Origin of the sequence: Providencia heimbachae ATCC 35613, from assembly GCF_001655055.1 — a bacterium.
Lineage (GTDB): Bacteria > Pseudomonadota > Gammaproteobacteria > Enterobacterales > Enterobacteriaceae > Providencia > Providencia heimbachae.
The window spans coordinates 1-13,730 of record NZ_LXEW01000046.1 but is presented as its reverse complement, the minus strand read 5'-3'; the positions used below and the strand labels follow the sequence as shown (position 1 = coordinate 13,730).

Here is a 13,730-nt window from a genome sequence, read left to right as displayed (position 1 = left end):
GTTCCTCATCCCATGAAAGATTATATGAGGAGGAGGTAGGAGGATGAGACAATATAGGATATAAATTGGTTTTTAATAGAGTAAAATCAAATAATTAACTACATCTAATCCACTAGAGATTCTATTGTCAAGATGTCAGGGTCAATAGCGTGATGCCGCCCAGCTATTCAAACCATTTTGCTTATTTATCTATTTACTTATAAACATAAAAATAATTTGAATATCGATGTAATTTCAATATTTCTTATTAGCAAAATAAATGAGGCACAAATATTATTCCTAAATTATGCGTATTCCCTTTATTTGAATGCTAATACCCTGTTTTAACAAAAGAGTTCTCTTTTCGTCATTTAAAAGCCAACTTATCAAATTGTGATAAAGCGCACCTTTGTCAGGACAATAAACATCACGTGCTTGCATAATTTGAGAATCTGATAGAAGTTATATTAAAGAATATTGATATATTACTAGCGAGCGCATCTTCTGTATGGTTACCCCTCTGAGTATGCTAATTCCTTCTAAGTTAAGTCGACCTATCCGTCATAAAAATACGGTGCTACGCGACCGTTTACTGACATTGTTAGAAACCACAACACAATGTCGTCTTGTTTTAGTCACCAGTCCCGCAGGTTATGGCAAAACAACACTTTTATCTCAATGGGTTAGCGATAAGCAATCTATTGGCTGGTATACCCTTGATGAAGGTGATAACCAATCAGAGCGCTTTGCTAACTATTTGATTACGGCGATTCAGCAAGCGACTCAGGGAAATTGCCCCAACAGTGAGACCATGGCGCAAAAGCGTCAGTATGCTAATTTAAGCTCGCTATTTTCATTACTCTTTATTGAATTAACACAATGGCAGAAACCATTGTGGTTGATTATTGATGACTTCCACCTCATCACAAACCCCGCGATTCAGGAAGCGATGCGCTTTTTCTTAAAGCATCAGCCCGATAATCTAACGCTGGTTATCTCTTCGCGTAATATTCCACAATTAGGCGTTGCCAATTTACGCGTTCAAGAACAACTTCTGGAAATAGATAGCCAACAGCTGGCTTTTACTTATGATGAAACCAAACGGTTTTTTGAAAATCGATTAGAAACCCCCCTCGATACCGCTGAATGCCAACGCCTGTGTGATGATGTTGCAGGATGGGTAACCGCACTGCAATTAATTGCGTTATCCGCTAAGCAAAATGCTCTCGCAGCCAAACAGTCGGCTCGCCGTCTATCGGGGATTAATTCCAGCCATTTAAGTGATTATCTCGTCGATGAAGTTCTTGATAATGTAGATGAAAGTATGCGTCGATTGCTATTAACCAGCTCGCTGCTACGCTCAATGAATGACGCCTTAATTGCCCGTGTTTCAGGTGTCGATAATGGCCAAATGCGCTTAGAAGATATTGAGCGACAAGGCCTATTTTTACAACGTATGGACAGCGGCGGTGATTGGTTTAGTTATCACCCGCTGTTTAGCAGTTTCTTACGGCAACGTTGCCAATGGGAACTCGCCACTGAATTACCCCAATTACACCGAGCCGCTGCTGAAGCGTGGATGGCACAAGGTTTCCCAAGCGAAGCTATTCACCATGCACTGGCGGCAGAAAACCCTGTAATGCTATGTGATATTTTGCTACAACATGCATGGGAGCTTTTCCATCAAAGTGAATTATCATTGCTCGAAAATTCCTTGCAAGCCCTACCATGGGAAATGCTGCTTAAAAACCCAAAATTAATTCTATTACAAGCATGGTTAATGCAAAGTCAGCACCGCTATGGTGAGGTGAACTCGTTATTAGACCGCGCAGAACAAGAGATGACTCAAACCCTTGCGCCAGACTTACACGGTGAGTTTGATGCTTTACGAGCCCAAGTTGCCATCAATACAGGTAACCCGTCTGAGGCCGAAAGACTCGCACATTCCGCGTTAAAATCGCTGCCCATCGCCAATTATTATGGCCATATTATTGCGACCTCAGTGCTTGGTGAAGTACACCATTGCTCTGGCAATTTACAAAAATCACTGAGTATAATGCAAGAAATTGAAGTGATGGCACATCGCCATTCAACTTGGCACTATGTGCTCTGGAGCATGATCCAGCAAAGTGAAATTCTATTTGCTCGTGGATTTTTACAAGCATCATATGATATTCAACAAAAAGCCTCTGAATTGATCCATGAACAGCATTTAGAACAACTACCAATGCATGAATTTTTACTGCGTATTCGCTCACAGTTAATGTGGACATGGGGTCGCCTCGACGAATCCGAAAGTGCAGCTCGCCTCGGTATGCAAGTACTGTCAAATTATCAGCCACAACAACAATTGCAGTGCTTAGTTTTAGTGGTTCTCAACGCACTAGTGCGGGGTGATATTGATAACGCCCGCAGTAATTTGCATTTAATCGAAAACTTACTGAGTAACGGCGTTTATCATGATGATTGGGTCTCTAATGCGGATGAGGTCAGGGTAATCTACTGGCAACTCGTCAATGATAAAACATCTGCAGAAAGCTGGTTACAACAAACTACCAAACCCACTTTAGCCAGTAACCATTTTTCACAACGTCAATGGCGTAATATTGCACGAGCACAAATATTATTAGAAAATTATGAGCAAGCTAACTCTATTCTTGAGGAGCTTAATAACACGGCTCGTCGCTTTGAATTAGTGAGCGATTTAAACCGTAATCTTCTATTACTCAATCAACTATACTGGCAGCAAGACAATAAAATTGAAGCGCAAAAGACGTTGATCGAGGCATTAACTTTAGCGGGCAGAACCAGTTTCTTGAGTTATTTTGTGATTGAAGGTGAATCTATGGCTCAGCAACTGCGCTTACTGCTGCAACTCAATGTGCTGTCAGAATTAGACCAACATCGCGCTCAGCATATTTTACGCGAAATTAATCAGCACCATCGCCACAAGTTTGCTCACTTTGATGAAAATTTTGTTAACCGATTACTTAGCCATCCTCAAGTCCCAGAACTTATTCGTATCAGCCCACTGACCCAGCGTGAATGGCAAGTACTAGGCTTAATTTATTCAGGTTACAGTAACGTGCAAATTGCCAACGAATTTAACGTTGCGGCAACCACCATCAAAACGCACATCCGCAATTTATACCAAAAGCTGGGAGTACTGCATCGTCAAGAAGCCGTGGCACTGGCACGCCAATTATTACAAACTATGGGTTATAACGCGATATAAGCGCAACTCATGCCAATAACAAACAAAAAAGTGCGCACGAGGCGCACTTAAAAGACATAGCATAACGAGGAATAATAAATCTAAAACTTACTGTTTTTTCACATTCTGAATAAAGGTATCACGTGCCGTTTTTGAACCTAAACGTTCCGCTTCATCTAACAATTTCAACGCACCATCAATATCCCCTTTATCAATTGATTGTTTAATCCCTTGATTAAAGTAATCTTCGGTTCCAGATAGGATTGGTGCTTGTTTTACTGGCTTTGATACTGGCTGTAGAGCCTGACTAGGAAGGGTCTCTCCCACCGTGACTGGGGCAACTTTTGGTGAACCAAATAATGCACCAATTAGCACACTCGAATTTGAGTTTGAAGCTACTTCCAACTTAACCGAGCCTTGAGTCACATGCTTTGCAATTGGGTCAGGGATATCAGGGATGGCATTTCCCACCCCTTTAGCATACGCTTTTGCGGGGTCAAGCTGTGTGGTCGTTTTAGTTAAATCATCTGGCGTGGTAAATACCAAGATATAAAGCTGCTTTTGACCCAACGCTGGCGTCAATTTTATCGTTCCTTTTAAACTATCAGATGCCATCACACTGGCTTCTTGATAGGTAAAATAGCGACTGGGGAAATAGGCAAATGGCGTCATATCTTGGTCAAAGACTAAAACATTCGGTGAATAAACCTGATTACGATTAATATCACTGGTTAAACTTATCGTTAATTCACCCATATTCGCGGGTACGCTATAGGCGGCAACAGGGCCACTAATATTCGCAAAATTTAACGTCTGGCCATTTTTTGCCAAATCAACCACTGACTTTTCCGATGGATTCACCGGCGTCCATGAAAGTTGCTGTAATGCGGTTGTGGCAATATTCGGGGCTGCGGATAAATCTTGAGGAACAATGTTGACCTCCGCCATGCTCATCACCGGCAGTCCCGCAAACAATCCCATACTTAAACATAATGCTAAAATTTTCTTTTTCATGTTTATTCTTTATTTGGTTGGTTCGATTCCGTGGTGAACAGGCGATAGTCCTAACCTGCAACCCCATTAATATTAAACGGGGAGAAAGATCTTCCCCCCTGCTGATTACCACCAAATTTCCATTTGTGCGCCATAGGTAAATTCGTCATTATCACCACGGCTATTGGTTAAAATGCCTCTGCCGCTACTGTCTTTAAATGCATAGTTGGTAATATCACCACTGCTATTTTTCTCATAGCCCCAGCTTTCATCCCACTTAGCATAAGTCACAAAAAAGCGAATGGCTGGACGTGACCAGATACTATCACCGGCTTGCCATTGCTGTGCTAACGTCATTTTATATTGGCTATTACGAGACCCTACTTCCTGTGACTTTACGTTGTCATAACCTAATTCAAAAACCGTACTCATGATGGGGGTCCATTTGTACATAGGCCTAACCCCTAACGTCCACCAGTCCGTACCTTGGTTATTATCTAAATCAAGCTTTTGGTACATCCCGACATACATGAGATCCCACTTATCACCGAGGGAAATTCCACCGTGATCGATAACCCGCCACAATTTACCATCATTATTAATATTCGAACCTTGGGCGACCCCTTTTCCTTGGGAAGTCATGGCATCGGTGGCATATTGCACTGCAAATTTATTAAAACCATTGAGCACGCTTTGCGTATGCTCCGCAGTAAACATCCAACCATTTTTTGACGCATCGTTTTCTAAATGATAGCCATCAGAAGGATTGGCACGACCATAATCAATACCAAGCTCTAGCATTCCGCCAGGGTTTACTTCTAGGTTTGATAAACGAATATCGTATGTATCATTCGCGGTACGATCGGCATATTTACGCTGCTGGTTACTGATAAAGTTATAAGAACCACCGGTTTCTGAAGCCCGTGTCGCCGCTAGCGATAACTTTCCAAAACCAAGGTCAATGTCATCAATCCCTGTACCGGGTCCTGAAATATCCCAATAATAGAAATCAATCATATGGATATCATGACGTTTATAAAAACGCTTACCCGCCCAAATATCCGCCCCCGGTAAACTGTCGATTAAGTTATTTCCTTGAGCGAATACTTCACGAAATGCGGGATTAGTACTTTCCCAGTCATTTTGTTGAGAAACTGAATAGGCGACGTTAGTATCAAAATAGAAACTTTTATCCCCCTCTTTCCAAACTTCCTGACCTAATTTTAACTCCGCGTAAGTTTCACATTCGTTACCTAAACGGTACTTACTTTGTGCACCCGTGACTTGAAAACATTTTTGTTCACCACCGCTTCCTGTCCAACCAATACCTGAACGTGCATAGCCATGAAAATCAACGGCCAATGCCTGTAACGGAAGTGTTGCTGCAATAATAGCCATAGCTAACGAATGCTTACGCAAAGTTACCATCCTGAAATCTCCTGAAGTTGCTTTTATTATGTGACGATGTGATTAAACGCCCTGTTCTTTATGCAACCGACGACACGCTGTACCATCCTCTCGAAAAAGATGGCAGCGCTCTGGCGGCAAGCCAATGGCGAATGCGGCGCCTTCCTCAATCAAGACAATATCGTTTTGCCGATACACAAGGTTTTGAGAAATAGCGGGAATTTGAATATAAATTTGAGTTTCATTACCTAGCTGTTCAACCACTTGCACAACACCCTCTAAAACGATGCTGGCAATATTGCTAGGGAGTAGATGTTCAGGGCGAATACCCAGAGACATTCTCGTACCCGGCAGAACACCGGTACTATCAACAGGCAACCAAATTTTTTGATTATTTGGCAATTCAATTTGTACCTGCTCAACAGAAACCGCAGTCACTTTAACTGGTAAAAAATTCATTTTTGGCGAGCCAATAAAACCCGCAACAAAACGGTCAGCAGGATAATGATATAGCTCTAACGGTTTCCCGACTTGAGCCACTCGTCCTGCATCAAGAACCACAATTTTATTCGCCAACGTCATCGCTTCGACTTGATCATGGGTTACATAAATCATCGTGCGCTTTAGGCGTTTATGCAGTCGTGAAATTTCGATACGCATTTGAACGCGTAATGCAGCATCAAGATTCGATAACGGTTCATCCAGTAAAAAAACCTCTGGTTCGGCAACCAAGGTACGGCCGATAGCCACACGTTGGCGCTGCCCACCCGACAACGCTTTAGGGCGGCGGTCAAGCAAATGTGCGAGCTGTAATACCTCAGCCACCTGCGTAACACGCTTATTTCTTATCTCTTTTTTCACACCTGATAACTTCAAACCAAATGACATGTTTTCAGCAACATTTAAGTGTGGGTAAAGGGCGTAGGACTGAAATACCATCCCAACACCGCGCTCTGCAGGCGGTGTATCGTTCATTTTTGTATCGCCGATAAATAGCTCACCACTGGTGATATCTTCCAATCCTGCGATCATGCGCAATAAGGTTGATTTTCCACAACCTGATGGCCCAACAAAAACCACAAACTCCCCTTCTTGGATATCGAGGTCGATATTTTTCAATACCACTACGTCTCCCCAAGCTTTTGTCACACTGCGTAGCTGCACATTCGCCATACTGCTTATCCTCATTACATCGTACTGTTTGCAAACAAGTATCTTTCAATGGACAGGACTATAGCGGATTGTCAAAAGCGAATAATCATCCATTTCATTTTTTTTATGGTGGGAGGAGAGAGAAGTATGAGAACAGCGTTAAAATGGTAAACAACAGGAGGGTTCGACAATTTTTGCGAGCTAAGCCACGCTATTTCCCCTATATTGCTGTGATCCCGATTACATAAACAAAATTTATGTTATCAAGATCACACCAATGCTCATGGAGGCGTAGAACAAGGGATGATGAGAAAACAGCTTTGACCGCGCACACTTGGGACTGTATTGGTCTCTATCTCAACTACAGGACGGGAATATGAAAATAAAAATTAGCACTCGCCTACTTGTGCTTTCAACATTAATCACCGCAATTTTTTCAGCATCAACCTTAGCTAAAATCGAAGAAGGCAAATTGGTCATCTGGATTAATGGCGACAAGGGTTATAACGGTTTAGCCGAAATTGGCAAACAATTTGAAGAAAGTACCGGTATTAAAGTCAGTGTAGAACACCCTGATAAGCTTGAAGAAAAATTTCCAATGGTGGCTGCAACCGGTGATGGCCCCGATATTATTTTTTGGGCGCACGACCGCTTTGGGGGTTATGCACAATCCGGTTTGTTAGCCGAAATTACACCTGACCAAGCGTTTAAAGATAAAGTGTTTGATTTTGCCTGGGATGCGACGATTTTTGATGGCAAATTAATCGCTTATCCTGTTGCCGTCGAATCACTCGCATTAATTTATAATAAAGACCTCGTTCCTAACCCACCTAAAACATGGGAAGAGATCCCCGCATTAGATAAACAACTCAGAGCGAAAGGAAAAAGCGCACTGATGTTTAACCTACAAGAGCCATACTTCACTTGGCCGCTGATTGCCGCTGATGGTGGCTATGCCTTTAAATCAACAAATGGCAAATATGACAGCAAAGATGTTGGCGTCAATAATGCTGGCTCTATCTCAGGATTATCCTTCCTTGTGGATATGGTTAAAAATAAACAGATTAGCCCTGATACCGATTATTCCATCTCGGAAGCCGCTTTTAATAAAGGCGATACCGCAATGACCATCAATGGCCCTTGGTCATGGGGCAATATCGAAAAAAGCAAAATCAACTATGGCGTAGCGGTACTCCCCTCTTTTAATGGTCAGCCATCAAAACCTTTTGTTGGGGTGCTAAGCGCAGGGATCAACGCAGCAAGTCCAAATAAAGAGCTAGCGAAAGAGTTTCTCGAAAATTATTTAATGACCGATGACGGCCTTGATACCGTCAATAAAGATAAACCGCTTGGGGCTGTTGCATTGAAATCTTACCAAGAAAAATTGGAACAAGACCCGCGGATCGCAGCAACGATGCAAAATGCACGTAACGGTGAAATCATGCCAAATATTCCTCAAATGTCCGCCTTTTGGTATGCCGTACGTACCGCCACATTAAATGCACTCGCTGAACGCCAAAGTGTTGCGGATGCCTTAAATGATGCACAAAAACGTATCGTGAAATAATCTGCCCAAAAACCCCGCTTAATTATCAGCGGGGAGTCGTAATGCATCCCATTGTCGAGGAAAAACTTCATGGATGTTGTAAAGCAAACCCATTGGTGGCAGAGCAATTTATTAAAATGGACGGTTGTAACCGCATTGGGGCTTTTATCCTGCTATCTCGTGGTTTTAATGTATGCTCAGGGAGAGTATTTATTCGCCATATTAACCCTGATATTATGTTCCGTGGGGTTATATATTTATGCTAATCGCCGCACTTACGCTTGGCGCTATGTTTACCCAGGCCTAGCGGGAATGGCATTATTTGTCCTCTTTCCCTTAGTCGCAACAATTGCTATCGCTTTTACCAATTACAGTAGCACCAACCAATTAACCTTTGAGCGCGTACAAGAAGTCCTTTTAGATCGCTCTTTTCAAACTGGTAAAGCGCTTAATTTCAGCTTGTACTCACAAAATAATCAATGGCAACTTGCCCTAAATGATGGGGAACAGTCATTTATCTCTGCGCCATTTAGTTTAGAAGGTGAACAACAATTACCAATGGAAGCGGCAACGCACCTTCCAGCCGGTGAACGAGCCAACTTGCGCTTAATTACTCAAAATCGTCAGAAGCTTGGTGGGATCACCGCCATCATGCCTGATGGTAATAAATTAGTAATTAGCTCATTACGTCAATTTTCAAGTACAAAGCCACTGTATACCTTAGCCAATGACGGCACATTAACCAATAATCAATCTGGAATTATCTACAAACCGAATAACGATATTGGTTTCTATGAATCCATTAACAACCAAGATGAATGGCTCGGTGAACGCCTTAGCCCCGGTTATACCGTTACTGTTAATTGGGATAACTTCACGCGAGTATTTACTGATGAAGGTATCAAAAAACCCTTTATTGCCATATTTATTTGGACTGTCGTATTTTCGGTTTTGACCGTTATTCTTACTGTCGCTGTCGGCATGGTACTCGCCTGCGTCGTTCAATGGGAACAATTAAAAGGAAAGGCCATCTATCGCTTATTGTTGATCCTGCCTTATGCGGTTCCCGCTTTTATCTCAATCCTTATCTTTAAAGGATTATTTAATCAAAGCTTTGGTGAAATAAACATGGTTTTGAGCACACTATTTGGTATCAAACCCGCATGGTTTAGTGACCCGAATACGGCTCGACTCATGATTATTATTGTCAATACCTGGCTGGGCTACCCTTATATGATGATCTTATGCATGGGGTTATTAAAAGCCATCCCCGAAGATTTGTATGAGGCATCATCGATGGATGGTGCCGGTCCTTTCCAAAATTTTTTCTATATCACTTTACCGCTATTACTCAAACCGCTCACGCCATTGATGATAGCCAGCTTTGCGTTTAATTTTAATAACTTTGTTTTAATTCAATTATTGACCAATGGAGGACCTGATCGCATAGGGACAACAACGCCTGCGGGTTATACCGATTTATTGGTGAGCTATACCTACCGTATTGCCTTTGAAGGCGGAGGGGGTCAAGAATTTGGTTTAGCGGCTGCCATTGCCACGCTGATTTTCTTAATTGTTGGCGTATTGGCGATAGTAAACCTCAAAGCAACACGCATGAAATTTGATTAACGGAGAAGCCAAACTATGTCGATGGTTCAATCAAAATCACAGAAATGGCGCATTGTGTTAACCCATTTACTGCTTTTAACTTTTATCGCCGCAATTATGTTTCCACTATTAATGGTGATAACAATCTCACTGCGTCCCGGCAACTTCGCAACAGGCAGTTTAATCCCTGAACATATTTCATGGGATCATTGGCGTCTCGCCCTTGGAATGAGTATTGAACACGCAGATGGTCGTGTCACTCCCCCACCATTTCCTGTCTTACTTTGGCTCTGGAACTCAGTAAAAGTAGCCGGTATGACGGCAATTGGTATTGTGACGTTATCCACTACCTGTGCTTATGCATTTGCCCGAATGAAATTCAAAGGTAAATCGACTTTGCTAAAGGGCATGTTAATCTTTCAAATGTTCCCTGCGGTACTGTCACTGGTCGCTCTCTATGCATTATTTGACCGATTAGGCCAATATGTCCCGATGATCGGTCTCAATACCCATGGTGGCGTCATTTTTGCTTACCTTGGTGGTATTGCTCTACACGTTTGGACGATTAAAGGGTATTTCGAAACTATCGACGGTTCATTGGAAGAGGCCGCCGCTTTAGATGGCGCTACCCCATGGCAAGCATTTAGATTGGTATTATTACCACTGTCAGTCCCTATTTTAGCGGTGGTATTTATTCTATCGTTTATTGCCGCAATTACTGAAGTCCCCGTTGCCTCTCTATTATTACGGGATGTTGAAAGTTACACATTGGCTGTTGGCATGCAACAATACCTGAATCCACAAAATTACCTGTGGGGAGATTTTGCCGCTGCGGCTGTTTTATCTGCAATTCCAATCACGGTTGTATTCTTGCTAGCACAACGTTGGCTGGTAAACGGCTTAACTGCGGGTGGAGTTAAAGGCTGATAATTTCAGCAAATCATTAATCTTAATTATTATCAAAAAGACAAAACGAGGAGATATTTTATTTTCTCGGTTTGTCTTTACCGATAAGTTAATTTACCCGCTTAGCGAGTTGCAATATCAAACATATATTTAAAATCCAACTTCAAAAAAAACAAAATTATTTATAACGCTATTTCAATTTGAAATAACACTGTTAAAAAATTTATTTCGTTTATTTTTTATCATTTAAGGTTAACTTTACTATTTTTATTTTAACGCAACCTGTTTTTATTTTTAATGTCAACAAAAACAATAAGATAAACTTCTTTCAAGGCAAGAAAATAGCGATTATTTTGGCTGTATTTATATTTAACACCCCATTGATAGGTAAATCTTATTTCAGCAATCGTTATTATCGATGACTATACTTGATAAAAATCAAGCCCCTCCCCCCTTGTTTTATTCATCATAGATAAGTTGTGCAATTAAATTAATTATAATTATTTATAATATATACCAAAAATAATTCAAGGTGCATGTAGATAGCAAAATAAAACCGTTCGGTGAGCATACGTAAGTCTATTAGCCGAATACCACCAATCATCATGCAACTTGAAGTATAACGGCTATATTTGACCGCAATATTCTCAAGGATAGTGTAATGAAAAAACTTACTCGCATTACGGTCGCTGTCATATTTTTGCTTTTACTCGGTTATTTCGGATTATCTGGTTATGTTTGGTATCATGATGATCAACGACGAAAAAATAGTGACATTCAGACATCGACAATTGCAGAGAATAATCAAGTCCTTCGTTTTTTTGACGAAAAAGGATGTGATTATTGCCATACCCCATCTGCTGATTTACCCGCTTATGCCTCATTCCCGATAGCTAAACAGCTAATGGATTACGATATTCAACTCGGTTATAAATCGTTTAATCTTGAAGCTGCCCGTGCTGCACTTATTTCAGGTGAGCCCGTCCCACAAAGTGAGCTAAATAAAATAGAATGGGTGATGCAAAACCAGACTATGCCACCAACTCGCTATGTTGCACTGCACTGGGCAAGTAGTATCAGCGATGAAGAACGAGCGCAATTACTTGGCTGGATAGCTAATCAACGAGAGCAGCATTATGCAACTGCTGATACCGCCAAAGAGCATCGAAATGAGCCCATTCAACCAATTCCTAAAGCACTTCAGGTTGATGATAATAAAGTAGCTTTAGGCTTCCGCTTATATCATGACGCACGTTTGTCAGGGGATAGCACAATCTCATGTGCCCACTGTCATGCTTTAAATGCAGGCGGGGTTGATGGACGAAAAACCTCGATAGGTGTCGGTGGCGCAGTTGGCCCAATTAACTCACCAACAGTATTTAACTCAGTATTTAACGTAGAACAATTTTGGGATGGTAGAGCGCCGACCTTACAAGCTCAAGCCGGTGGGCCACCACTTAATCCAATTGAAATGGCATCAAAATCTTGGGATGAAATTATTGTAAAACTGGATCAAGACCCGGTTTTAAAACAAGATTTCAATGCAGTTTATCCTGAAGGATTTACCGGTGATACCATTACGGATGCGATTGCTGAATTTGAAAAGACACTAATCACACCAGACTCGCCATTTGATAACTGGTTACGGGGCGATGAAGGGGCATTAACGGCTCAACAAAAACACGGTTATCAATTATTTAAAGAAAACAAATGTGCAACCTGTCATGGCGGCGTGATCCTCGGTGGTCGTTCCTTCGAACCATTAGGCTTGAAGAAAGATTATGAGTTTGGTGAATTAAGCCCAGCGGACATAGGGCGAATGAATGTCACCTCAGAAGCGCGTGACAAACTACGCCAAAAAGTACCAACTTTACGTAATGTTGCCTTAACTGCACCTTATTTCCACCGTGGCGATGTGACAACACTCGATGAAGCCGTTAAATTAATGCTGCGTTATCAAGTGGGTACTGAACTACCTCAAGGGGATGTCGATGATATCGTCTCTTTCCTTAATAGCTTGACGGGTGTGTACACCCCATACGCACAACAAACTAAAGCACAGTAGTAAATACAAAAATGCACAACAGGCTGTTTCTCAATCATAGAAAACCAGTTGTATTCAACTAAGTGTTTAACGCTAAAATAGCACCGTGAATAACCATGCGGTGCTATTTTTTAAAATTACGCGACCTAAATCCAGACTATGTGTTAATTTTATTAACTATGAAAATCGTTTTTCTGAGAGGGGGGTCTAAACTTTAGATAAAACTACTTTTGCTTACCTTTATACCAAATAACAAAATGAATAATACCCAAGCCTCCATGTCCGTAAATATATATCTCAATTAAAATTGTGAGTGATTTATGAATACTTCTAGCTTCTAGAGCAAGTGGTGATTGTTGTACCCATAAAATAAACCATGCAACGCCAGATAAAATAACAATTGATAACGCTCCTAGCCCTAATCCTTGAACCGTTGCCGCCAGTCCTCTAGGAGAGCTATTCGGTAGCTTCCGCATTAATAATGTTCTTATATCATTTTTTAATTGCTTAAAATCGCCCCATAGATATGGATAGAAGTACTTCAATCCTCTCTCTTTGAAACAGTATATAACTAAAAAAAACGTTAAAAACAAAAGTAAAAATCCAGAAATGATATGAATCCATGTAAATAAGTAAGCTTTATCAAAAAAAGGAAGTACCACTGATTTCGTTCCAACCATCCAATTACTCACTATAATTTGAGAGAGTACAAGAATTAGAATAAGTACATGAAGCCTTCTTATTATTTTAGTTTGATACAGCCCAAAAAACGACCATATTGCTTTTAGTATATTCATTAAATACCTTCTTGTTTTTATAAAATACTTAATATGTTAGCGCGGTTCTAATCAATAGATTGACCTTACTTAATAGACTTTATG

9 protein-coding genes are annotated in these 13,730 nt (G+C 41.1%); 5 read left to right on the top strand and 4 right to left on the bottom strand.

Annotated elements, in window-relative coordinates; genetic code table 11:
• Positions 1-505 precede the first annotated feature (505 nt).
• Positions 506-3,214: an HTH-type transcriptional regulator MalT gene (malT, locus tag M998_RS15960; protein ID WP_068909835.1), complete on the top strand. Its 2,709-nt coding sequence runs from the start codon at positions 506-508 to the stop codon at positions 3,212-3,214.
• An 87-nt stretch (positions 3,215-3,301) separates the two neighbouring features.
• On the opposite strand, the gene malM is transcribed toward malT, so the two are convergent.
• The 3 genes from malM to malK all read right to left on the bottom strand — a co-directional run bounded on the left by malM (position 3,302) and on the right by malK (position 6,766).
• Entirely contained in the window at positions 3,302-4,213 is a 912-nt protein-coding gene (malM, locus tag M998_RS15955; RefSeq protein WP_068909780.1) for a maltose operon protein MalM, read from the bottom strand.
• Between the two features lie 99 nt (positions 4,214-4,312).
• A complete protein-coding gene (locus M998_RS15950) occupies positions 4,313-5,614 on the bottom strand; it encodes a maltoporin (RefSeq protein WP_068909778.1) in 1,302 nt (433 codons plus the stop codon).
• 42 nt (positions 5,615-5,656) lie between these two features.
• Positions 5,657-6,766: a maltose/maltodextrin ABC transporter ATP-binding protein MalK gene (malK, locus tag M998_RS15945; protein ID WP_068445915.1), complete on the bottom strand. Its 1,110-nt coding sequence runs from the start codon at positions 6,764-6,766 to the stop codon at positions 5,657-5,659.
• Positions 6,767-7,121: 355 nt separating this feature from the next.
• Here malK and malE point away from each other — a divergent pair, with 355 nt between their 5' ends.
• The 4 genes from malE (at position 7,122) to M998_RS15925 (ending at position 12,870) form a co-directional block, all read left to right on the top strand.
• Entirely contained in the window at positions 7,122-8,312 is a 1,191-nt protein-coding gene (gene malE, locus M998_RS15940) for a maltose/maltodextrin ABC transporter substrate-binding protein MalE (protein ID WP_068445917.1), read from the top strand.
• A 69-nt stretch (positions 8,313-8,381) separates the two neighbouring features.
• The gene (gene malF / locus M998_RS15935; RefSeq protein ID WP_068909777.1) at positions 8,382-9,920 is read left to right on the top strand and encodes a maltose ABC transporter permease MalF; all 1,539 of its coding nucleotides are present in this window, start codon (positions 8,382-8,384) and stop codon (positions 9,918-9,920) included.
• Between the two features lie 15 nt (positions 9,921-9,935).
• A complete protein-coding gene (malG, locus tag M998_RS15930; protein ID WP_068445922.1) occupies positions 9,936-10,826 on the top strand; it encodes a maltose ABC transporter permease MalG in 891 nt (296 codons plus the stop codon).
• A gap of 640 nt (positions 10,827-11,466) precedes the next feature.
• The gene (locus tag M998_RS15925; protein WP_068909775.1) at positions 11,467-12,870 is read left to right on the top strand and encodes a cytochrome c peroxidase; all 1,404 of its coding nucleotides are present in this window, start codon (positions 11,467-11,469) and stop codon (positions 12,868-12,870) included.
• 203 nt (positions 12,871-13,073) lie between these two features.
• On the opposite strand, the gene M998_RS15920 is transcribed toward M998_RS15925, so the two are convergent.
• Positions 13,074-13,646: a cytochrome b/b6 domain-containing protein gene (locus M998_RS15920; protein ID WP_068909773.1), complete on the bottom strand. Its 573-nt coding sequence runs from the start codon at positions 13,644-13,646 to the stop codon at positions 13,074-13,076.
• Between the last annotated feature and the right edge of the window lie 84 nt (positions 13,647-13,730).